We start from the raw sequence: 22,576 nt of genomic DNA on the forward strand, positions 1-22,576 counted from the left end.
GAAGGAACAGCATGACGACAGATGTAACCGTAAAATCGCTGGCAGCAGAGATTCAGACTCCGGTTGATCGCCTGGTACAGCAGTTTGCTGATGCAGGGATCAACAAATCGGAAACCGACTCTGTTACCCAGCAAGAGAAAGAAACCTTATTGGCGCACCTGAACCGTGAGCACGGCAGCGCGCCGGGTAAACTGACGCTGCAGCGTAAAACGCGCAGCACCTTGAATATTCCGAGCACCGGCGGTAAGAGTAAATCGGTGCAAATTGAGGTCCGCAAGAAACGCACTTATGTAAATCGCGATACGCAAGAAGCCCAACAGGCGGAAGCGGCAGAGCAGGCACAGCGTGAAGCGGAAGAGCAGGCACGGCGCGAAGCAGAAGAGCTCGCTAAACGCGAAGCAGAAGCGAAGCGCGCAGCCGAAGAGCAAGCCAAACGTGAGGCCGCTGAAAAAGCTAAGCGTGATGCAGCGGAAAAAGAAAAAGTGACCAATCAACAAACCGACGAAATGACCAAGCCAGCTCAGGCTGAAAAAGCGCGCCGCGAAGCCGAAGCCGCAGAACTGAAGCGTAAAGCCGAAGAAGAAGTGCGCCGCAAGGTGGAAGAAGAAGCCAAGCGCGTCGCTGAAGAAGCGCGCCGCATGGCGGAAGAAAATGGCGAGAAGTGGGCAGCGGCTGAAAAATCCACTGAGTCTGAAACTGCAGACTACCACGTGACCACCTCTCAGCATGCGCGTGCCGCAGAAGATGAGAACGACGCCAAAGTTGAAGGCGATCGCCGCACCCGCACCCGCGGCGGCAAATCCGCCAAACAGAAGAAAGGCAGCAAGCTGTCCGAATCCAAAGCGGATCGCGAAGAAGCACGCGCCGTTACCCGTGGTGGCAAAGGCCGTCGTAAGCCAAGCACCCTGCAGCAGGGCTTCAACAAGCCGGCTCAGGTGGTTAACCGTGACGTCGTTATCGGCGAAACCATCACCGTGGCCGAACTGGCCAACAAGATGGCGGTGAAAGGCTCTCAGGTTATCAAAACCATGATGAAGCTGGGCGCGATGGCGACCATCAACCAGGTTATCGATCAGGAAACCGCACAGCTGGTTGCCGAAGAGATGGGCCACAAGGTTATCCTGCGTCGTGAGAACGAGCTGGAAGAAGCGCTGATGAGCGATCGCGATACCGGTGCAGCAGCAGCTGAACCGCGTGCGCCGGTTGTGACCATCATGGGTCACGTTGACCACGGTAAAACCTCCCTGCTGGACTACATCCGTTCCACTAAAGTGGCATCGGGCGAAGCGGGCGGCATTACCCAGCACATCGGTGCTTACCACGTTGAAACCGATAACGGCATGATCACCTTCCTGGATACCCCGGGCCACGCCGCATTTACCTCAATGCGTGCTCGCGGTGCTCAGGCGACCGATATCGTGGTTCTGGTGGTTGCAGCGGACGACGGCGTGATGCCACAGACCATCGAAGCTATCCAGCACGCGAAAGCGGCCAAGGTGCCGTTGGTTGTTGCGGTCAACAAAATTGACAAGCCGGAAGCCGATCCGGATCGCGTGAAGAACGAACTGTCCCAGTACGGCGTAATGCCGGAAGAGTGGGGCGGTGAAGCACAGTTCGTCCACGTCTCTGCGAAAGCAGGCACCGGTATTGACGAGCTGCTGGACGCTATCCTGCTGCAGTCTGAAGTTCTCGAACTGAAAGCGGTGCGCACCGGTATGGCGAGCGGCGTGGTCATCGAGTCCTTCCTGGATAAAGGCCGTGGCCCGGTAGCGACCGTCCTGGTTCAGGAAGGTACGCTGAACAAAGGCGATATCGTACTGTGCGGCTTCGAATACGGCCGAGTGCGTGCGATGCGCGACGAACTGGGTCGTGAAGTGACCTCGGCCGGCCCATCTATTCCGGTGGAAATCCTGGGTCTGTCCAGCGTTCCGGCGGCGGGCGATGAAGCGACCGTAGTGCGTGACGAGAAGAAAGCGCGTGAAGTGGCGCTGTATCGTCAGGGCAAATTCCGCGAAGTCAAACTGGCGCGTCAGCAGAAATCCAAACTGGAAAACATGTTCTCCAACATGACCGACGGTGAGGTTTCCGAGCTGAACATCGTACTGAAGTCCGACGTACAGGGCTCTTGCGAAGCGATCAGCGATGCGTTGCTGAAGCTGTCCACCGACGAAGTGAAGGTGAAGATTGTCGGCTCCGGCGTAGGTGGTATCACCGAAACCGACGCCACGCTGGCCGCGGCATCCAACGCCATCATCCTGGGCTTCAACGTCCGTGCCGACGCTTCTGCGCGCCGCGTGATTGAAGCAGAAAGCCTGGATCTGCGTTACTACTCCGTCATCTATAGCCTGATTGACGAAGTTAAGCAGGCGATGAGCGGCATGCTGGCTCCTGAATACAAACAGCAGATTATCGGCCTGGCCGAAGTGCGTGACGTGTTCAAATCACCGAAATTCGGCGCTATCGCTGGCTGTATGGTTACCGAAGGCAACATCAAGCGTCACAACCCAATCCGCGTACTGCGCGACAACGTGGTTATCTATGAAGGCGAGCTGGAATCCCTGCGCCGCTTCAAGGATGACGTTAACGAAGTCCGTAACGGTATGGAATGTGGTATCGGCGTGAAGAACTACAACGACGTGCGCGTTGGCGACATGATCGAAGTCTTCGAAATCATCGAGATCCAGCGCACCATCGATTAACGGTTGCACATCTGCTTAATCTGTTCTGGGGGGCCTTTGTGCCCCCCGATTTGTCTGGAGAAAATAACATGGCAAAAGAATTCAGCCGCGGCCAGCGCGTCGCGCAAGAGATGCAGAAAGAGATTGCGATCATTCTGCAGCGTGAAATCAAAGACCCGCGCGTTGGCATGGCGACCGTTTCCGGCGTTGAAATTTCCCGCGACCTGGCGTATGCCAAAGTTTACGTCACCTTCCTCAACGTGCTGACGGAAAACCACGATCCTGAACTGGTGAACAAGGGCGTCAAGGCGTTGCAAGACGCGTCCGGCTATATCCGTACGCTGCTGGGCAAGGCGATGCGCCTGCGCGTGGTGCCGGAACTGACCTTCGCGTACGACAACTCGTTGGTTGAAGGTATGCGCATGTCCAACCTGGTGACCAACGTGGTGAAAAACGATGCCGAGCGCCGCTCCGCATCAGGCGATGACGAGGAGGCTTAATGAGTCGCCCTCGTCGCCGCGGCCGCGATATTCACGGCGTGCTGTTGCTGGATAAGCCGCAGGGCCTGTCCTCCAATGACGCGCTGCAAAAAGTAAAGCGTTGTTATAACGCCAACCGCGCGGGCCATACCGGCGCGCTCGATCCGCTGGCGACCGGCATGCTGCCGATCTGCCTGGGGGAAGCCACCAAGTTTTCCCAGTTCCTGTTGGATTCCGACAAGCGCTATCGGGTGATTGCCCGTCTGGGGCAGCGTACCGATACTTCGGACGCAGACGGCCAGATCGTGCAGGAACGCCCGGTGAATATTACCCAGCAGCAGCTTGATGCGGCGCTGGAGACTTTCCGCGGCGACATCCAGCAGGTGCCGTCGATGTACTCCGCGTTGAAGTATCAGGGCAAAAAACTGTATGAATACGCGCGTCAGGGCATTGAAGTGCCGCGTGAAGCGCGCAGCATTACGGTTTACGAGCTGAAGTTTATCCGCTGGGAAGGCGATGAGCTGGAGCTGGAAGTTCACTGTTCCAAAGGCACCTATATCCGTACCATTACCGACGATCTGGGCGAACTGCTGGGCTGTGGCGCGCACGTGATTTATCTGCGTCGTCTGCAGGTGGCGAAATATCCGATCGAACGTATGGTGACGCTGGAACAACTGAACGCGCTGCTGGAACAGGCGCAGGCCGAAGGCGTGGCGCCGGGCGAACTGCTCGATCCGCTGCTGATGCCGATGGACAGCCCATGCGCCGATTTCCCTGAAGTGAACTTGCTGCCGGCGGTGGCGGGTTATGTCAAGCAGGGCCAGCCGGTGCAGGCTGCCGGCGCGCCGGCTTCCGGCATGGTGCGTATCACTGAAGGCGATGCGCATAAATTTATCGGCGTCGGCGAGATTGCCGACGACGGTCGTGTGGCGCCTAAGCGTCTGGTTGTCGAACATTTCGACTAATCGGCGAAAAACGCCTCATCTTGCGATCGTTCTGCGCTAAGAGTAGAATGACGCAGCTTGGGCCATGACTCTCGCTTGAGGGGTATGGCCCAATTATCGGGCTGCTGAATTAGAGATCGGCGCCTGCATTTTTTTATCTATAATTTGGAGTATTACAATGTCTCTAAGTGTTGAAGCTAAAGCTAAAATCGTAGCTGATTTCGGTCGTGGTACTAACGACAGCGGTTCTACCGAAGTTCAGGTTGCCCTGCTGACCGCGCAGATTAACCATCTGCAAGGCCACTTCTCCGAGCACAAAAAAGATCACCACAGCCGTCGTGGTCTGCTGCGTATGGTTTCTCAGCGTCGTAAGCTGCTGGACTACCTGAAGCGTAAAGATGTAGCACGTTACACCAGCCTGATCGAGCGTCTGGGTCTGCGTCGCTAATCGAACCAGTTTCAGTAGAAAGGGGCCTATTTTGGCCCCTTTCTTCTAGGAAGCATAAGTAAATCAGGTTAATGTACTAACGAGGATCTTCCGTTACAGAGGTTCGCGCGGCTAATGAGAGACTTTATTCCGCCAGGTGAATAAGGGTTGTCATTAGTCGCGAGGATGTAGTGAGAAGGTCAGTGATTCACTGGCGCGCCGAGCCGTCGAGGTGATTGCGCGCCACATCTAAGGATAAAATTTTGCTGACACCGACTATTCGCAAATTCCAGTATGGCCAGCATACCGTCACCATTGAGACCGGTATGATGGCGCGTCAGGCGACTGCCGCCGTTATGGTAAGCATGGACGACACTGCCGTATTCGTTACGGTTGTAGGCCAGAAAAAAGCCAAGCCTGGCCAGAGCTTCTTCCCGCTGACCGTGAACTATCAGGAGCGTACCTACGCCGCCGGCCGTATCCCGGGCAGCTTCTTCCGCCGTGAAGGCCGTCCAAGCGAAGGCGAAACCCTGACTTCCCGTCTGATTGACCGTCCAATCCGCCCACTGTTCCCGGATCACTTCCTGAACGAAGTGCAGGTGATTGCGACCGTGGTTTCCGTTAACCCACAGGTTAACCCGGATATCGTGGCGATGATCGGCGCATCTGCGGCACTGAGCCTGTCAGGCATTCCGTTCAGTGGCCCAATCGGCGCAGCGCGCGTGGGTTACATCAATGACCAGTACGTACTGAACCCGACCGTTGACGAGCTGAAAGAGAGCCGTCTGGATCTGGTGGTTGCCGGTACCGCTGGCGCAGTGCTGATGGTTGAGTCCGAAGCCGAAGTGCTGAGCGAAGATCAGATGCTGGGCGCCGTGGTGTTTGGCCACGAACAGCAGCAGGTGGTTATCGACAACATCAACTCACTGGTTGCTGAAGTCGGCAAACCTAAGTGGGACTGGCAGCCGACCCCGGTTAACGAAGCGCTGCAGGCGCGCGTAGCCGAACTGGCGCAAAGCCGTCTGGGTGATGCTTACCAGATCACTGAAAAGCAGGAGCGCTACGCACAGGTTGACGCCATCAAAGAAGACGTCACCGCCGCGCTGCTGGAGCAAGACGAAACGCTGGACGCTGCAGACATTCAGGATGCCTTGGGCGATCTGGAGAAGAACGTGGTGCGTAGCCGCGTACTGCGCGGCGAGCCGCGTATCGACGGCCGTGAAAAAGACATGATCCGTGGTCTGGACGTGCGTACCGGCGTGCTGCCGCGTACCCACGGTTCCGCGCTGTTCACCCGTGGTGAAACGCAGGCTCTGGTTACCGCCACTCTGGGTACCGCGCGCGACGCGCAGAACCTGGATGAGCTGATGGGCGAAAAGACCGACAGCTTCCTGTTCCACTACAACTTCCCTCCATACTCCGTGGGCGAAACCGGCATGGTCGGTTCACCTAAGCGTCGTGAAATTGGTCACGGTCGCCTGGCGAAACGCGGCGTATTGGCTATGATGCCTAAACCGGAAGATTTCCCGTACACCGTTCGCGTGGTGTCCGAGATCACTGAATCCAACGGTTCTTCTTCCATGGCTTCCGTCTGTGGCGCATCTCTGGCGCTGATGGATGCAGGTGTGCCAATCAAGGCCGCGGTTGCAGGTATCGCCATGGGTCTGGTAAAAGAAGACGAAAACTTTGTGGTACTGTCGGACATTCTGGGCGATGAAGATCACCTGGGCGACATGGACTTCAAAGTGGCCGGTAGCCGTGACGGCATCACCGCGCTGCAGATGGATATTAAAATTGAAGGCATCACCCGCGAAATCATGCAGGTGGCGCTGAACCAGGCCAAGGGTGCGCGTCTGCACATTCTGGGCGTGATGGAACAGGCGATCAGCACGCCGCGCGGCGATATCTCTCAGTTCGCACCGCGTATCCACACCATGAAGATCAATCCGGACAAAATTAAGGATGTGATCGGTAAAGGCGGCTCTGTGATTCGTGCGCTGACCGAAGAGACTGGCACTACCATTGAAATCGAAGATGATGGTACAGTTAAAATCGCAGCGACCGACGGTGAGAAAGCTAAATACGCGATTCGTCGTATTGAAGAGATCACCGCCGAGATCGAAGTTGGCCGCATTTACCAGGGTAAAGTGACCCGTATCGTTGACTTTGGCGCCTTTGTGGCCATCGGCGGCGGTAAAGAAGGCCTGGTGCATATTTCTCAGATCGCCGACAAGCGCGTTGAGAAAGTGACCGACTATCTGCAGATGGGCCAGGAAGTGCCGGTTAAGGTGCTGGAAGTTGATCGCCAGGGCCGTGTGCGCCTGAGCATCAAGGAAGCCACTGCCTCTGAAGCGGCGGCGCCTGCTGCGCCTGAAGCAGAATAAACTGTAACACAGTTTTGACAGTTCCCCGCCGCAGGGCGGGGGCTGTCCGTATACGCGCGGGTAGGATATCCGCGTTTTAGCAAGCGGAGGACAGGACGTTATCCAATGTTTGTCTTCGGGAGTGGGAAATGAAGCTTTTCTTACGCTGGTGTTACGTTGCGACAGCGCTCATGCTGGCAGGATGCAGCAACAATGATTGGCGTAAAGACGAAGTTTTGGCGATCCCGTTGCAGCCGACGCTGCAGCAGGAAGTGATCCTGGCGCGCATGGAACAAATACTTGCCAGCCGGGCACTGACGGACGATGAACGCGCACAGCTTTTATATGAGCGCGGTGTGCTGTATGATAGCCTCGGGCTACGTGCACTGGCGCGCAATGATTTTTCACAAGCGCTGGCGATACGTCCTGATATGCCGGAAGTTTTCAACTACCTGGGCATTTACTTAACGCAGGCAGGCAATTTTGATGCTGCCTATGAAGCGTTTGATTCTGTACTAGAGCTTGATCCAACTTACAATTACGCGCGTTTAAACCGGGGCATCGCACTGTATTATGGCGGCCGCTTCCCGTTGGCGCAGGATGATCTGCAGGCGTTTTATCAAGACGACCCAAACGATCCCTTCCGTTCGTTATGGCTGTATCTGGTGGAAAGAGAAATCGATCCCAAGATGGCCGTCACCGCGCTCCAGCAGCGTTATGACAAAGCGGACAGAGGGCAATGGGGATGGAATATTGTCGAATTCTACCTGGGCGATATCAGCGAAAACACGCTGATGGAACGCCTCAAGGCAGATGCAACGGATAACACTTCGCTCGCTGAGCATCTCAGTGAAACTGACTTCTATTTGGGTAAACACTACCTGAGTCTGGGGGACAAGAACTCCGCTTCGGCGTTGTTCAAACTGACGGTCGCTAACAACGTTCATAACTTTGTTGAGCACCGCTATGCATTGTTGGAATTGGCGCTTTTGGGCCAAGAACAAGACGACCTATCGGAATCGGACCAGCAATAGCTGACGAACACTAATTTTCTGCCGGATAGACCATGGCGTTTTGCCATCGCTATCGCCTTAACGGGTGAGGGCTTTTTTGTTCGTTTTATAATCTAATTTGAGCCGGTTCACACTTTTCAATGAAAATGACTGAAAATTTTCGCGATGAGTTATGTAGACTGGCAGCCATTATTAATGAGGCACGTGTACATGACTACTGAGCTTGAAACCTCTTTTGCTGACCTGGGGCTGTCTGCTCCGATCATTTCTGCTCTGAACGACCTGGGCTATGTTAAGCCATCACCTATTCAGGCTGAGTGTATTCCTCACCTGTTGAACGGCCGCGATGTGCTGGGTATGGCACAAACCGGCAGCGGCAAGACTGCGGCGTTCTCGCTGCCGCTGCTGCACAATATCGACGCTTCTCTGAAGGCACCGCAAATCCTGGTGCTGGCGCCAACCCGCGAACTGGCGGTACAGGTTGCTGAAGCGATGACCGATTTCTCCAAACACATGAACGGCGTAAACGTCGTGGCCCTGTACGGCGGCCAACGTTACGACGTACAGCTGCGCGCCCTGCGTCAGGGCCCACAAATCGTGGTGGGTACCCCAGGCCGTCTGCTGGACCACCTGAAGCGCGGCACCCTGAACCTCTCTAACCTGAGCGGTCTGGTGCTGGATGAAGCCGACGAAATGCTGCGCATGGGCTTTATCGAAGACGTTGAAACCATCATGGCGGAAATCCCGGCTGAACATCAGACCGCGCTGTTCTCCGCCACCATGCCGGAAGCGATTCGTCGCATTACCCGCCGCTTTATGAAAGAGCCGCAGGAAGTGCGCATTCAGTCCAGCATCACCACCCGTCCGGACATCAGCCAGAGCTACTGGACGGCGTACGGCATGCGTAAAAACGAAGCGCTGGTGCGTTTCCTGGAAGCGGAAGACTTTGATGCGGCGATTATCTTCGTGCGCACCAAAAACGCGACGCTGGAAGTGGCAGAAGCGCTGGAGCGTAACGGCTACAGCAGCGCCGCGCTGAACGGCGACATGAACCAGGCGCTGCGTGAGCAGACCCTGGAGCGCCTGAAGGACGGCCGCCTGGATATCCTGATCGCCACCGACGTTGCGGCGCGTGGTCTGGACGTTGAGCGTATCAGCCTGGTGGTAAACTACGACATCCCGATGGACGCAGAATCTTACGTTCACCGTATCGGTCGTACCGGCCGTGCCGGTCGTGCCGGTCGCGCGCTGCTGTTCGTGGAAAACCGCGAACGTCGCCTGCTGCGCAACATCGAGCGCACCATGAAGCTGACCATCCCGGAAGTTGAACTGCCGAATGCAGAACTGCTGGGCAAACGCCGTCTGGAGAAATTCGCGGCTAAAGTACAGCAGCAGCTGGAAAGCAGCGATCTGGATATGTACCGCGCGCTGCTGGCGAAACTGCAGCCGGAAGAAGAGCTGGAAATGGAAACGCTGGCCGCCGCGCTGCTGAAAATGGCGCAGGGCGAACGTCCGCTGATCCTGCCGCCGGATCCGGTATTCAAGCCGCGTAAACCACGTGAGTTCAACGATCGTGATGATCGCCGCGGCGATCGTCGTGACGGTGACCGTCCGCGTCGCGAGCGTCGTGACGTTGGCGAAATGCAGCTGTACCGCATTGAAGTGGGTCGTGATGACGGTGTAGAAGTGCGTCACATCGTAGGCGCTATCGCCAACGAAGGCGACATCAGCAGCCGTTACATCGGTAACATCAAGCTGTTTGGTTCCCACTCCACCATCGAGCTGCCAAAAGGCATGCCGGGCGAGATCCTGAATCACTTCACTCGCACCCGCATTCTGAACAAGCCGATGAACATGCAGCTGCTGGGTGATGCACAGCCGCACGATCGTCGCGAGCGTCGCGACGGCGGCAACCGTCGTCCGTTTAACGGCGAACGTCGTGAAGGCGGCCCACGTCGTTCTTTCGGCGAGCGTCGTGAAGGCGGTAACGCAGCCGGCAACGGCGAGCGTCGTGGCGGTAACGCTAACCGTGAGCGCGCACCACGTCGTCGTTTCGGCGACGCATAATAGGGATTCGTCAATCCGTTGAAAAACCAGCCTGCGGGCTGGTTTTTTTATGTCTGAAATCTGCCTTTCCGTGCTAAATGGCGTATCATTTACAAGGTTTTTCTTAATGAATTAACGGACAGGGGATGCCGTGAACTGGCAACAATTTAAAACTGACTATCTGGTGCACTTCTGGGCGCCGCTGCCGGCGGTGATCGCCGCCGGTCTGCTGGCTACCTACTACTTTGGCCTCACCGGCACCTTCTGGGCGGTTACCGGGGAGTTTACCCGCTGGGGTGGCCACGTCCTGCAATGGCTGGGGCTGCATCCCGAGCAGTGGGCCTACTTCAAGGTGATTGGGCTGGAGGGCACGCCGCTGACGCGTATCGACGGCCGGATGATTATCGGCATGTTTGCCGGCTGTATCGCCGCCGCGCTGTGGGCCAACAATATCAAGCTGCGCCGGCCGCAGCATCGCATCCGCATCGTTCAGGCGCTGCTGGGCGGCATTATCGCCGGCTTTGGCGCGCGTCTGGCAATGGGCTGCAACCTGGCGGCATTTTTTACCGGCATTCCGCAGTTTTCGCTGCACGCCTGGCTGTTTGCGCTGGCGACCGCCGCCGGCTCTTACTTTGGCGCCAAATTCACCCTGTTGCCGCTGTTCCGCGTGCCGATAAAACTGCAGAAGGTGCAGGCCGCCGCGCCGCTGACCCAGCTGCCGCAACAGGCGCGCCGCCGTTTTCGTCTGGGGATGCTGGTCTTCCTGCTGATGAGCGCCTGGTCGCTGTGGACGCTGTTTGATGCGCCGAAGCTGGGCATCGCCATGCTGTTCGGCATTGCCTTCGGTCTGTTGATCGAGCGGGCGCAGATTTGCTTCACCTCGGCGTTTCGCGACCTGTGGATTACCGGCCGCACCCATATGGCGCGGGCGATTATTTTAGGCATGGCGGTCAGCGCGATCGGCATTTTCAGCTATGTACAGCTGGGCGTCGCGCCCAAAATCATGTGGGCCGGGCCGAACGCGCTGATTGGCGGTCTGCTGTTCGGCTTTGGCATTGTGCTGGCCGGCGGCTGTGAAACCGGCTGGATGTACCGCGCGGTGGAAGGGCAGGTGCACTACTGGTGGGTCGGGCTCGGCAATATCATTGGCGCGACGCTGCTGGCCTACTACTGGGATGCGCTGGCGCCGTCGCTGGCCACCGACTATGACAAGATCAACCTGCTGGAGGTCTTCGGCCCGACGGGCGGGTTGCTGGTGACTTATCTGCTGCTGGCGCTGGCGTTGGTCGCCATGCTGTGGTGGGAAAAACGCTTTTTCCGCGCCAAAGCGCGGGCGGAGCGGGTTGATGCGAGGAGTATGTGATGACGCAACAAACGATAGTGCCGGATTACCGCCTGGACATGCTGGGTGAGCCCTGTCCTTATCCGGCGGTAGCGACGCTGGAGGCGATGCCGCAGCTGAAGGCCGGCGAAATCCTGGAGGTGATCAGCGATTGCCCGCAGTCGATCAATAACATCCCGCTCGACGCGCGTAATCACGGCTACAAAGTGCTGGATATCCAGCAGGACGGGCCGACCATCCGCTACCTGATCCAACGTTAACCGTGCGGGCCACCGCCCGCCGTTACTCCGCGCCGCCGGTCAGTTGTTGCAGGCGGCGTTCACTCTGTTCATCCGCCGGTATATACACCAGCATCCGGTCGCCGTTGCGCGGCGCCGACCACCAGTTATTCTGCCGCAGGCTCATTTCCCCGACCTGCGGGTGGAGGAAGCGCTTGACGTTATTATCGATGCTGCGCACCTCGTGGCGTTCCCACAGCGCGCGAAAATCCTCCGAGACCGACAGATAGCGCGCCAGCTGCTGTTCCCAGACCGGGTCGCCCAGGTGTTCCGCCATTTGCGCGCGGAACAGCGCCACCATTTTCGGCATGATATCGTCCCAGTCCAGCTGGCTGGCGCGCCACTGCTCGTGGGTGAACGCCAGATAGATGCAGTTGCGGTCCTCGGGCGGCAGCGTCGCCAGATCGACCCCCATCAGCAGGCAGTAGGCGCGGTTAAAACCCAGAATATCAAAGCGTGCGTTGGAGATGATCGCCGGCAGCGGATCAAGCTGATCCAGCAGGCGTTGTCCGTAAGGCGACAGTTTTTCACAGCCGCCGTGCTGGGCGCTGGCCGGCAGGCTTTGACCGGCCAGCCTGAACAGATGATGGGTTTCCGCCTCATTGCACTGCAGCGCGTGGGCGATGGCACTCAGGGTTTTCGTCGAGGCCTGAATCGCCCGACCCTGCTCCAGCCAGGTGTACCAGGTAATGCCGACGTCGGCCAACTGCGCCACTTCTTCCCGGCGCAGGCCGGGCGTACGGCGCTGGCGCATGCGCGGCAGGCCAAGCCGGTTCGGGTCGAGACTTTCACGGCGCGCGCGCAGAAATGCGCCCAGCTGCTTGCGGTTATCCGCCTGTCCAGCGTCGGTTGGGGATGTAATTTCAGACATAAATAGTTTCCCTCCGCAATAAGACCGGTAGTTTTTATACCATGATAATCAAGAACTGGTACCCGTTTAATTTAATGGTGATGCTAGTCACATTCCTGGTTTGATACAAGGGTAGGACACGATGAGCACACCATCATCCGCGGCCGTTCTGGGCCGTGCGGGGTTGATAATTTTACTGGTGGGGCAACTGTTGCCGATGATCGACTTTTCCATCGTTAACGTCGGGCTGGATGCGATGGCGCAGTCGCTGCACGCCACGCCGACGCAGCTGGAGTTGATTGTCGCGGTTTACGGTGTGGCGTTTGCCGTTTGTCTGGCGATGGGCGGCCGGATGGGGGATAACCTGGGGCGTCGCCGCCTGTTTTTATGGGGCGTGCGGCTGTTCGCCCTGGCCTCGCTGATGTGCGGGCTGGCGAACTCGGTCTGGCTGCTGCTGGTGGCGCGTACGCTGCAGGGTGTCGGCGCGGCGATGATCGTGCCGCAGATCATGGCGACCATTCACGTTTGCCTGCGCGGGCGCGAACACGCCCGGGCGATGGCACTGTACGGCGGCATCGGCGGGCTGGCGTTTATTATCGGCCAGGTGCTGGGCGGGCTGCTGATTTCGCTGGATATCGCCGGTTACGGCTGGCGCAGCGTCTTTTTGATCAATATTCCGCTGTGCGTGCTGGTGCTGGTCTGCGCCCATCGCTGGGTGCCGGACACGCGCGCGCAACGGCGGGTCAATATCGACTGGCCGGGCACCTTGCTGCTGGCGCTGACCATCGTTTGCCTGCTGTTTCCGCTGGCGTTGGGGCCGGTGTGGCACTGGCCGTGGCCGTGTCTGGCGCTGCTGGCCCTCAGCGGGCCGCTGTTGCTGCAGCTGTGGCGTGTGGAACGGCGCCAGGAACGGCGCAATAACTTCCCGCTGCTGCCGCCGGCGCTGCTGCGGCTGGCGAGCGTCAGATTCGGGCTGACCATCGCTATTCTGTTCTTCTCCTGCTGGAGCGGCTTTATGTTTGTGATGGCGCTGACGCTGCAGGCGGGGGCGAAGCTGAATGCATTCCAGTCGGGCAATGCGTTTATTGCGCTCGGGGTGGCATATTTTATTTCCTCGCTGCTGAGCAGCACGGTGATTGAGCATTTCGGCAAGGTGCGCACGCTGCTGTTTGGCTGCCTGATCCAGATCGGCGGGCTGTTGGCGCTGATGCTGACTATGCTGCTGGTATGGCCGCAGCCGGACATCGTCAATTTAATCCCGGCAACGCTGCTGATCGGTGCCGGTCAGGCGCTGATCGTCAGCGGTTTCTTCCGTATTGGCCTGGCTGATGTGCCGGTCGAGCATGCCGGCTCCGGCAGCGCCCTGTTGGCGACGGTGCAACAAACGTCGCTGGGGCTGGGGCCTATTTTGCTGGGGACGGTATTGGTGCAGGTGCTGCATGCGTCGCCGGGTGACTATCTGCATGCGCTGCTGGCGGCATTGGTGCTGGAGCTGCTGTTGATGCTGGCACTGCTGCTGCGCACCCTGCTGGTACTACGCGCCGATCGGCGGCTGGCGGCCGGACAGCCGTCCCGCACCTGAAACGAGGGCGGGGGAAGGCTCCCCCGCCGCAGTGCGCGGCGTTTAGCCGCGCGTTAACGCATCCTTCACCTGCGCGACGATCTCAAACGAGCGCAGTCGTGCCTGATGGTCGAAGATCTGCCCGTTAACCATAATCTCGTCGGCCTCGGTTTCGCGCAGCAGCGCCTGCAGGCCTTCACGCACGTTATTTTCATCGCCGACGATCGACATTCTCAGCGCCTGCTCGACGCCATACTGCTCGCCGGCGCTCCACAGCGCGTGAATATTGTCTACCGGCGGCGGCAGCGGCCCCGGCTCGCCGCGGCGCAGGTTGATAAACTGCTGCTGCATGGAGCTGAACAGGAAGCGCGCGTCGCGCTCGCTGTCGGCGGCAATGACGTTGACGCATACCATCGCATGCGGCTGCGGCCAGCGTTCGGAAGGCTGATAGTTTTCCCGGTACAAGCGCAGCGCCTGGAACAGCATATCCGGCGCGAAGTGGGAGGCGAAGGCGAACGGCAGGCCAAGCTTGGCGGACAGCTGGGCGCTGTACAGGCTGGAACCCAGCAGCCAGATCGGCACGTGCAGCCCCTGGCCCGGCACCGCCTGCACCGGTTGCCCGGGCTGTACCTCGGCAAAGTAGTGCTGCAGCTCCTGCACGTCGCGTGGGAAGTTATCCACCTCGCCGGACAGGTGGCGGCGCAGCGCCATCATGGTGCGTTGGTCGGTGCCCGGCGCGCGGCCCAGCCCCAAATCGATACGGCCAGGGTACAGCGACTCCAGCGTGCCGAACTGTTCGGCGATCACCAGCGGCGCATGGTTGGGCAGCATCACGCCGCCGGAGCCCAGCCGAATGGTGTCGGTGCCGGCGGCCAGATAGCCGAGCAGCACCGAGGTCGCCGCGCTGCCGATACCGGTCATATTGTGATGTTCCGCCAACCAATAGCGCTGGAACCCCCACTTTTCAGCATGTTGTGCTAAATCTAAAGAGCAGTGAAACGCGTCGCGCGCTTTTGCTCCCTGAGGAATCGGGGAAAGATCCAGTACCGAAAGCGGAACTGATGCGTTTTGTGTCATATCATTCGTCCATTGTTGCAAGTTTCATCGCTTAAAGGGCGAGTGCAGGGATCTGCAATTTCACGTTAAAAGCATAATGCAAATTGCGGTTATAAAAGAGGATATATGTGCTTGTGATATCCTTACCGCAGATATGGCCTTTGGGGAGAGACCTACGTTGTATGGATCGTCACATTTTCGCTTGCCGCTTACGTTCAGGGAGCTTGATGCATGAATAAAAAGACCTTATTTACCCTGCTGCTGGTGGTGATCGCGATTGCGATGGCGGTATTATTCCGCTCGCATAATCAGGACTTATTACTGCAGGGAGAGGTGGACGCGCCGGAAGTGATCGTGGCGTCGAAAGCCAAGGGACGGGTGGTGGAACGCCTGATTGAACGCGGCGACGACGTGAAGGCCGGCCAGGTGATGATTACACTGGACAGCCCGGAGCTGTTGGCGCAGCTGCGTTCGGCACAGGCAACGCGCGATGAGGCCAAGGCGCAGCTCGACCAGTCGCTGCACGGCACGCGTGAAGAGAATATCCGCAGCCTGCGCGCCAGTCTGGCACAGGCGCAGGCCGAACTGCGCAACGCGCAGCATGATTACGATCGTAACCGCAGCGTGGCGGCCAAAGGCTATATCTCCAAGTCTGAGCTGGACAGTTCGCGCCGTTCGCGCGACACCGCCTACCAACAGGTACAGGATGCGAAGGCCAAGCTGGATGAAGGCATCAACGGCGACCGTATCGAGCTGCGTCAGCAATATGCCGCGGCGCTGCGTGCAGCGGAAGAAAACCTGCTGGAAGTGCAGGCGCAGGCTGATGACCTGCAGGTGAAGGCGCCGGTCGACGGCGAAGTGGGGCCGATTCCCGCCGAAGTCGGTGAGCTGCTGAACGCTTCCAGCCCGTTGGTGACGCTGATCCGCCTGCCGGATGCCTACTTTGTGTTTAACCTGCGTGAAGACATTCTGGCCAATATACGCAAAGGCGATAAAGTGAAGCTGCGCGTACCGGCGCTGAAAGATAAAGTCATCGATGCCGAAGTGCGTTATATCGCCCCGCTGGGGGACTACGCCACCAAGCGTGCTACGCGCGCCACCGGCGATTTCGACCTGAAAACCTTTGAAGTCCGCCTGTACCCGGCCCAGCCGATTGAAGGCCTGCGCCCAGGGATGAGCAGCTTATGGCAATGGAAAGAGTAAGGGCCGGATGGCGCTGCTTCAGCCACGCGTTTAGCCGGGAATGCCGGGTTGCTTTCCGCAGCCCGGTGATCCACTGGCTGGGCTGGCTGTTCCCGCTGATCCTGTTTGGCCTTATCAGCAGCAACTTCTCGGAGGGGACGTTGCTGAACCTGCCGGTTTCGGTGGTGGATAACGACCACAGCCCGCTGTCAAAATCGCTGGTCCGTAAACTGGACGCCGGCTCTCATGCTCACGTGGAGGCCCATGACGGCGGGTTGAGTGAGTCGCTGCGCCGGCTGCGCAGCGCGCAGGACTATGCGCTGCTGTATGTGCCGCCCGATCTTGAGGCGAATGCCTTGGCGGGCAAGCAGCCGAGCATCGTGCTGTATTACAACGCCCTGTTCTACGGCGCCGGGCTTTACTCCACCCAGGATTTCAGCGGCCTGATAACGGAAACCAACGGCAGCTACCGTTCGATTATCGCCGCCAGCATGGGGAAAACGCTGCCGCCGCTGGCGGATGTGACGCTTAACTACGGCAGTCTGTTTAACGCCAGCGGCAGTTATATTTATTACCAGCAGTTCGCCGCGACCATTCACCTGCTGCAGTTGTTTGTCGTTACCTGCATGATCTACGTGATGGCGCGCAGCAAGTCGCTGCTGAGCGCACGACCGTTCAGCCTGGCGCTGTTGGGCAAACTGGCGCCGTACACCATCAGCTTTACCACGCTGCTGATGATTGAGATTGCCGCACTGGTGGGTATTTTTGACGCACGCGTCAGCGGCAACCCGCTGTTTATGCTGCTGATCGGTTTTTTCTACGTGGCGGCGGCGCAGAGTATCGGCCTGCTGCTGTTTACCTTTACCGGCAGCGCGATTACCGCCTACAGCCTGATCGGTATTCTGGTCAGTATCGCGATGACCTATTCCGGCATGGCGGTGCCGGAGCTGTCGATGCCGCTGCCGGCGCGGATTATTTCCAATATTGAACCGTTGACGCACGCGCTGTACGCGATGTTTGACGTCTTCCTGCGTCAGGTGCCGGCGCGGGCTATTTTCGGCGTCTGCGCGCTGCTGTTGGTCTATCCGCTGGTGACCGCGTTTTTGGTGCGCAACCGGCTGCCGAAGCGGCTGGCTAAGGACGAGGGAACGCTATGAAGAGTTACTGGCAAACCTTTAGCCGGGTGCTGATCGGCATGCTGGAACGGCCGATGTGGCTGATGTTGATCCTGTCGCTGTGCGTAATGAGCCTGGTGTATGCCAACCGTTCGGTGTGGGATCTGCCGGTGGGGGTGATCGATCAGGATCATAGCAGCGCCAGCCGCGAGCTGATCCGTCAGCTGGACGCCACCTCGAAAATCGCTATCAAAACCTACGACAGTCTGGATCAGGCGCAGCGCGATCTGGGCTGGCGCGAGCTGTTTGCGGTGATCATTATGCCGGTGGATCTGGAGAAGAAGATCCTGCACGGTGAGAACATTGTGGTACCGGTGTACGGCGATGCCACCAACCGGCTGGCTAACGGGCAGATCCAGCAGGACGTGGTGACCGCTTATCAGCAGCTGCTTAATCAGTACAACACGTCGCTGCTGCTGCGCAGCGGCTTTAGCGAGCGGCAGGCGCAGATTATCCTGACGCCGATTCAGGGGCAGACGCTGGACGTGTTTAACCCCGGCATCAGCTTTGCGGCGATCGTCTTCCCCGGCCTGCTGGTCATGCTGCTGCAGCATTCGTTGCTGATCGCCAGCGTGCGCGTCAGCATTGCGCTGAAAAGCGCGCCGAGCGGCAAACCGTCGATCCCGGTGTATCTCGGCGGTCTGTCGGCGTTGCTGCCGATCTGGCTGTTTTTGTCGATCGTATTGTTTGTGCTGTGGCCATGGGTGCTGGGCTACCGGCAGACGGCGAACATTGCGGAAGTGCTGTTGCTGACCTTCCCGTTCCTGCTGGCGGTGTTGGGGTTAGGGAAGCTGGTGACCGAGTGCCTGCGCAGCGTGGAGATGATTTACCTGACGCTGGCGTTTATCACCACGCCGATTTTCTACCTTTCCGGCACCATCTGGCCGCTGCAGGCGATGCCGGGCTGGGTGCGCGCCATTTCCTACTGCATTCCTTCCACCTGGGCCACCAAGGCGATCGCCGGGGTGAACCAGATGGGGATGTCGCTGAATGAAGTGGGGAACGACGTGCTGATGCTGCTGTTGCTTGGCGCTGTGTATACCGTGATTGGTATCGGGGTGGGTCTGGTGCACAACAGCGTGGCGCTGCGCAGCCTGTTCCGTAAGCGGCGGGCGTAGCGGCTGGCCCCTTTTTTCCGTTGTTTATTTAACGTGAACTGCCGTACAGGTAGTTGTTTCTGTAAGCTCTGCGTAATTGGAATTGCCGCAAACGAACTGTATTCCTCTGTTACTTCTGTGAACGGCAATTGCAGGGGCCGAGGGCGCGGCCCCTGCACCCGCGCCCGCGCTTAGGCACGTTCTGCCCGCTGTGCGGGTGCCCTCATGGCGTCACCATCGCCGGGCGGGTCGGCTCTACAGGCATCCCTGCCTGTGCCTCCTCAATCAGCCATCCCTGGCCGATTGCCCCTGGCTCCGGTTCCTTGTTCGGCAGCCCGTGATGCGCGCTAAAGGCCAACACCCGAATTTGCAGGCACCGGGATTGGCGACCATGGGTGCTGACGTTAGAGTCGCTAAGGTCGAAGTATTTACCGCACCAGCTCCAACCCGGCGACGCGTCGCCAGTAGCCGTTGCAGTCGCTGTCGCCAGCCAGCGCCAGCGGTTGCTGAGCGTTTTCATTGGCGCGGAACTGCTCGAGCATCGTCAACGTCTCCACGCCCTGCGGCGATAGCCGCACGATATCGACCAGCTCCTGCATGCCGCTCAGCTCATTGCCCAGGTTGTAGCAGTAACCACTCATCGTCTGAATGCCGTTGAGTACGAACACCTGCTGGTCTTCCTGTGAGCGCATGGCGCGCCCCTGCGGGTATTTGATGCAGCAGGTTTCGCACTCGTCCTTGCCGCGGTTTTCCGAACGGGCGGTAAAGCAGCGGGCGGAGTAGGCCAGCGGCAGGTGACCGTAGCCCAGCACTTCCACCTCAAAACCGCGGCGGAAACCCAGCTCGCCGCACTGCTCCAGCACCTTACCCAGCCAGTCGCGGGACAGCTCCACCGGCATGCACCAGCGCGTCATGCCCTGCTTGTGCAGCAGCCGCAGGGTATAGGCGTTATAGCAGTTCAGCGCATGGCCGGCGACAAACGGCAGGCCGCGTTCCGCCGCCATATTCACCGTGCCGAGATCGTTGGCCTCAATCAGAAATTCGCCGTTCTCCACATAGCGCTTCAGCTCGTTTAACTCGGAGGGGGCCTGCAGCAGCGCCAGCGTGGAGAGCACCACCTGCTTGCCGGACTGCGCCACCGTCTTGGCCAGCGCCAGCCAGTCGCCGACTTTCATCTCGCGCCGCTTGGTGCAGACGCTCTCGCCGAGATAAATAATATCGGCGCTGCTGCGCATCGCCTGCTGGTAAAAGCTTTCGGTCTCGGTTTTCGGCCAGTAGTAGAGCACCGGCCCCAATGCGTATTTCATGCAGCCTCCTGCTATTGCCATTTACGGTGATAGGCGCCGAGCGTGGTCTGGGTGCCTTCAGACATTGCGCCGAGCGCCGCCATCCAGCCGGCGTCGGGCTGGTAGCCGGCGGGGTCGGCGATGCAGCGGTCGATTGCCTGGCGCCAGACGCGCGCCACCTGGCTGACATAGGCCGGGCTGCGCTGGCGGCCCTCAATTTTTACCGAAGCGATATTGGCGGCCAGCAGCTCCGGCAGCAGCGCCAGCGTGTTCAGGCTGGTGGGCTCTTCCAGCGCGTGGTAGCGCACATCGTCAACCAGATAGCGGCCTTTGCACAGCGTCGGGTAGCCGGCGTTTTCGTCTTCCTGGTAGCGGTCAATCAGCACGTCGTTCAGGCGTGATTCCATGCCCTGCGGCGTCTGCTGCCAGCGGACGAAACGCGCCGGCGAGCAGGCGCCGACGGTATTGGGGGATTCGCCGGTCAGGTAAGAAGAGAGATAGCAGCGGCCTTCCGCCATGATGCACAGACTGCCGAAGGCGAACACCTCCAGCGGCACCGGGCTGGTGCGCGCCAGCTGTTTCACCTGATGCATCGACAGCACGCGCGGCAGCACCACGCGGTGCACGGCAAAGTGACGCTGATAGAAGCGAATCGCCTCTTCATTGGTGGCGGAGGCCTGCACGGAGACGTGGCGCTCGATATGCGGGTAACGTTCGGCGGCGTACTCCAGCATCGCCAGATCCGCCAGAATCAGCGCATCGGCGCCCAGCTGCGCCGCCATATCCACCGCGCGCTGCCAGCGGGCGTAGCCGTCGGGGTGGGCGAAGGTGTTGATGGCGATATGCAGCTTACGGCCGTGGCGATGCACATACTCCACCGCTTCCTGCAGTTTTTTTTCGCTGAAGTTCAGCCCGGCGAAGTGGCGCGCGTTGGTGTCGTCCTTCAGACCGATATAAACGGCGTCGGCGCCGTTATCGACCGCGGCCTTCAGCGCCGGTAAATTTCCGGCGGGACAAAGCAGCTCCATACAGTGATCCTGGTCCAGCGGCGGGGCGCTGTGACGGTTGTCGCCGTGCGTAATACGGCAGCGGCGCTGTTTAACGGGGGGACAATTTTAGTGAAGTCATACGCAGCAGGTTTTGATTTGGGGCAGTTTCTGGCGTATTGATAAACGGCGGGGGAGTCACCCTCAATCGCATGATTTGTTGATATAGACCGCGGAAGCCTGGCCGCAATATGGCAAAATAGCGGGAATTGAGTAATGAAGGAGTGGATGACCGTGTTGGAAAAACTACGATCGCGCATTGTGCGCCAAGGGCCGTCGCTGCTGCGCGTGCCGCTCAAACTCACCCCTTTCGCCCTGCAGCGTCAACTGCTGGAGCAGGTGCTGGGTTGGCAGTTCCGTCAGGCGCTCGCGGATGGCGATCTGGAATTTCTTGAATCACGGTGGCTGAAGATCGAAGTACGCGATCTGGCGCTACAATGGTTTATGACGGTAGAAAACGATCGGCTGGTGGTTCGCCAGCATGCACAGGCCGACGTCAGCTTCAGCGGCGACGCCAACGATCTGATCCTGATCGCGGCGCGCAAGCAGGATCCTGACACGCTGTTTTTCCAGCGTCGGCTACAGATTGAAGGGGATACCGAATTGGGCCTGTATGTAAAAAATCTGATGGATGCGATTGAACTGGAAGCCATGCCGGCGCCGCTGCGCATTGGCTTGCTGCAGCTGGCGGAGTTTGTTGAAGCAGGTTTACAAGAGGGCGCAGAACCGTCTTCCCGAGTGGTGGCGCCATGCTGATTCGCGTAGAGATTCCGGTAGACGCCGCGGGCATCGATGCCCTGCTGCGCAGTGCCTTCGGGCGTGACGATGAAGCCGATCTGGTGCGCCAGCTGCGTGAAGACGGCCTGCTGACGCTGGGCGTGGTCGCCACCGATGACGAAGGCGGCGTGGTGGGCTATGCCGCCTTTAGCCCGGTCGACGTCGAAGGCGAGGATCGCCAGTGGGTCGGCCTGGCACCGCTGGCGGTGGAAGAGCGCCTGCGCCGTCAGGGGTTGGGGGAGAAGCTGGTTTACGAAGGGCTGGATGCGCTGAATGAGTTCAGCTATGCCGCCGTGGTGGTGCTGGGCGAGCCGGCGTATTACTCACGCTTTGGCTTTAAGCCGGCGGCGGAGTTCGGGCTGAGCTGTCGCTGGCCGGGCTGCGAGCAGGCGTTTCAGGTTTACCCGCTGGCGCAAGACGCGCTGGACGGCGTAAACGGCGCAGTGGAGTACGCCGCGCCGTTTAACCGTTTTTAACCAGCAGATAGTCCAAAGACAGAGGCGGGTGTGACACCAGCCTCTCTTTTTGCAGCTTGCTCAGCTGCTTGATGCGGTATTCCAGCCGCAGCGCCAGCGAACGGTCGCCGACCGCGCAGTGAAAGGCGAGCTGCAGCTCGCCTTTGCCGCGCAGCGCCTTGGCGCCTTTGCCCGCCTGATGCTGCGCCAGCCGCCGTGCCACGTCGGTGGTGATGCCGGTATACAGCATGCCGCTTGGCAGACGCAGCATATACAGGTGCCAGGTGGTGGTTTCCGCCATTATTCCTACCTTTGAACGAATCGTCTCGTGCGGGTCTGTTCCGCATGGTTTACGGCGCTCAGTATCCCCGTTTCTCCTTTTTCTGTCTAACCGGGCAGTGATACCGGAAAAAATATAGGCAATAGACGATTGTTATCGCCGAAGCGACTTTTTAGCAAAAATAAGAGGTCGGTAATAGCAAAACAGATAATAGAACTTTATATTTCACACGGAGAATGAG

The 22,576-nt window shown here is 59.0% G+C and carries 21 protein-coding genes; 16 read left to right on the plus strand and 5 right to left on the minus strand.

What is annotated here, in order from left to right; all coding sequences use genetic code 11:
- Window positions 1-11: 11 nt before the first annotated feature.
- The 10 genes from infB (at window position 12) to yedF (ending at window position 11,552) form a co-directional block, all read left to right on the plus strand.
- Window positions 12-2,699 (plus strand): translation initiation factor IF-2, encoded by a 2,688-nt coding sequence (gene infB / locus TAN611_RS02285; protein WP_105229528.1) that lies wholly within the window; start codon window positions 12-14, stop codon window positions 2,697-2,699.
- A gap of 68 nt (window positions 2,700-2,767) precedes the next feature.
- A complete protein-coding gene (gene rbfA / locus TAN611_RS02290) occupies window positions 2,768-3,178 on the plus strand; it encodes a 30S ribosome-binding factor RbfA (RefSeq protein ID WP_105229529.1) in 411 nt (136 codons plus the stop codon).
- Window positions 3,178-4,122 carry a tRNA pseudouridine(55) synthase TruB gene (gene truB, locus TAN611_RS02295; RefSeq protein WP_105229530.1) on the plus strand — a complete coding sequence of 315 codons (945 nt, stop codon included), beginning with the start codon at window positions 3,178-3,180 and terminating at the stop codon, window positions 4,120-4,122. The genes rbfA and truB overlap by 1 nt, the downstream gene beginning before the upstream one ends.
- Before the next feature lie 157 nt (window positions 4,123-4,279).
- Window positions 4,280-4,549 (plus strand): 30S ribosomal protein S15, encoded by a 270-nt coding sequence (gene rpsO / locus TAN611_RS02300; protein WP_010279698.1) that lies wholly within the window; start codon window positions 4,280-4,282, stop codon window positions 4,547-4,549.
- Window positions 4,550-4,791: 242 nt separating this feature from the next.
- Window positions 4,792-6,912, plus strand: a complete 2,121-nt coding sequence (gene pnp / locus TAN611_RS02305) for a polyribonucleotide nucleotidyltransferase (RefSeq protein WP_105229531.1) — start codon at window positions 4,792-4,794, stop codon at window positions 6,910-6,912.
- 128 nt (window positions 6,913-7,040) lie between these two features.
- The gene (nlpI, locus tag TAN611_RS02310; protein WP_105229532.1) at window positions 7,041-7,925 is read left to right on the plus strand and encodes a lipoprotein NlpI; all 885 of its coding nucleotides are present in this window, start codon (window positions 7,041-7,043) and stop codon (window positions 7,923-7,925) included.
- Between the two features lie 125 nt (window positions 7,926-8,050).
- Window positions 8,051-8,125 (plus strand): protein YrbN, encoded by a 75-nt coding sequence (yrbN, locus tag TAN611_RS23650; RefSeq protein WP_370446995.1) that lies wholly within the window; start codon window positions 8,051-8,053, stop codon window positions 8,123-8,125.
- On the plus strand, window positions 8,115-9,971 hold the full coding sequence (locus TAN611_RS02320; protein ID WP_105229534.1) for a DEAD/DEAH family ATP-dependent RNA helicase: 1,857 nt from the start codon (window positions 8,115-8,117) through the stop codon (window positions 9,969-9,971). The genes yrbN and TAN611_RS02320 overlap by 11 nt, the downstream gene beginning before the upstream one ends.
- 130 nt (window positions 9,972-10,101) lie before the next feature.
- A complete protein-coding gene (yedE, locus tag TAN611_RS02325) occupies window positions 10,102-11,313 on the plus strand; it encodes a selenium metabolism membrane protein YedE/FdhT (RefSeq protein WP_203067207.1) in 1,212 nt (403 codons plus the stop codon).
- Window positions 11,313-11,552, plus strand: coding sequence for a sulfurtransferase-like selenium metabolism protein YedF (gene yedF / locus TAN611_RS02330; RefSeq protein ID WP_105229536.1), 240 nt, complete (start codon window positions 11,313-11,315; stop codon window positions 11,550-11,552). The genes yedE and yedF overlap by 1 nt, the downstream gene beginning before the upstream one ends.
- A gap of 22 nt (window positions 11,553-11,574) precedes the next feature.
- Here yedF and TAN611_RS02335 read toward each other — a convergent pair whose 3' ends face one another.
- Window positions 11,575-12,441 (minus strand): helix-turn-helix transcriptional regulator, encoded by an 867-nt coding sequence (locus TAN611_RS02335; RefSeq protein WP_203067208.1) that lies wholly within the window; start codon window positions 12,439-12,441, stop codon window positions 11,575-11,577.
- Between the two features lie 121 nt (window positions 12,442-12,562).
- Here TAN611_RS02335 and TAN611_RS02340 point away from each other — a divergent pair, with 121 nt between their 5' ends.
- The gene (locus tag TAN611_RS02340) at window positions 12,563-14,002 is read left to right on the plus strand and encodes an MFS transporter (protein ID WP_203067209.1); all 1,440 of its coding nucleotides are present in this window, start codon (window positions 12,563-12,565) and stop codon (window positions 14,000-14,002) included.
- Window positions 14,003-14,044: 42 nt separating this feature from the next.
- Here the strand turns inward: TAN611_RS02340 and TAN611_RS02345 are convergent, their stop codons facing one another.
- Window positions 14,045-15,058 (minus strand): luciferase-like monooxygenase, encoded by a 1,014-nt coding sequence (locus TAN611_RS02345; protein ID WP_111737852.1) that lies wholly within the window; start codon window positions 15,056-15,058, stop codon window positions 14,045-14,047.
- 210 nt (window positions 15,059-15,268) lie between these two features.
- On the opposite strand from TAN611_RS02345, the gene TAN611_RS02350 reads away from it, so the two are divergent.
- Genes TAN611_RS02350 through TAN611_RS02360 form a run of 3 tightly spaced genes read left to right on the plus strand, consistent with a single transcriptional unit; the run spans window position 15,269 to window position 18,512 of the window.
- A complete protein-coding gene (locus tag TAN611_RS02350; protein ID WP_105229540.1) occupies window positions 15,269-16,240 on the plus strand; it encodes an HlyD family secretion protein in 972 nt (323 codons plus the stop codon).
- Window positions 16,222-17,376, plus strand: a complete 1,155-nt coding sequence (locus TAN611_RS02355) for an ABC transporter permease (RefSeq protein ID WP_203067210.1) — start codon at window positions 16,222-16,224, stop codon at window positions 17,374-17,376. The genes TAN611_RS02350 and TAN611_RS02355 overlap by 19 nt, the downstream gene beginning before the upstream one ends.
- Window positions 17,373-18,512 carry an ABC transporter permease gene (locus tag TAN611_RS02360; RefSeq protein WP_105229542.1) on the plus strand — a complete coding sequence of 380 codons (1,140 nt, stop codon included), beginning with the start codon at window positions 17,373-17,375 and terminating at the stop codon, window positions 18,510-18,512. Before TAN611_RS02355 ends, TAN611_RS02360 begins: the two co-directional genes overlap by 4 nt.
- A gap of 407 nt (window positions 18,513-18,919) precedes the next feature.
- Here the strand turns inward: TAN611_RS02360 and TAN611_RS02365 are convergent, their stop codons facing one another.
- Both TAN611_RS02365 and TAN611_RS02370 read right to left on the minus strand, forming a co-directional pair.
- Window positions 18,920-19,798 carry a U32 family peptidase gene (locus TAN611_RS02365; RefSeq protein WP_203067211.1) on the minus strand — a complete coding sequence of 293 codons (879 nt, stop codon included), beginning with the start codon at window positions 19,796-19,798 and terminating at the stop codon, window positions 18,920-18,922.
- Window positions 19,799-19,809: 11 nt separating this feature from the next.
- Window positions 19,810-20,805, minus strand: a complete 996-nt coding sequence (locus TAN611_RS02370; protein WP_203067212.1) for a peptidase U32 family protein — start codon at window positions 20,803-20,805, stop codon at window positions 19,810-19,812.
- Between the two features lie 246 nt (window positions 20,806-21,051).
- Between TAN611_RS02370 and TAN611_RS02375 the strand changes: the two genes are divergently transcribed.
- Window positions 21,052-21,579 carry an SCP2 domain-containing protein gene (locus tag TAN611_RS02375; RefSeq protein WP_172606355.1) on the plus strand — a complete coding sequence of 176 codons (528 nt, stop codon included), beginning with the start codon at window positions 21,052-21,054 and terminating at the stop codon, window positions 21,577-21,579.
- Window positions 21,573-22,076, plus strand: a complete 504-nt coding sequence (locus tag TAN611_RS02380; RefSeq protein WP_105229545.1) for a GNAT family N-acetyltransferase — start codon at window positions 21,573-21,575, stop codon at window positions 22,074-22,076. Before TAN611_RS02375 ends, TAN611_RS02380 begins: the two co-directional genes overlap by 7 nt.
- Here TAN611_RS02380 and TAN611_RS02385 read toward each other — a convergent pair.
- Complete coding sequence (locus TAN611_RS02385) at window positions 22,063-22,356, minus strand: GIY-YIG nuclease family protein (RefSeq protein ID WP_203067213.1); 294 nt, start codon at window positions 22,354-22,356, stop codon at window positions 22,063-22,065. The two genes, TAN611_RS02380 and TAN611_RS02385, sit on opposite strands and share 14 nt — an antisense overlap.
- Window positions 22,357-22,576: the final 220 nt, after the last annotated feature.

It is taken from the genome of Serratia sp. Tan611 (assembly GCF_905188235.1).
In the GTDB taxonomy this organism is placed as follows: domain Bacteria; phylum Pseudomonadota; class Gammaproteobacteria; order Enterobacterales; family Enterobacteriaceae; genus Serratia_B; species Serratia_B rhizosphaerae.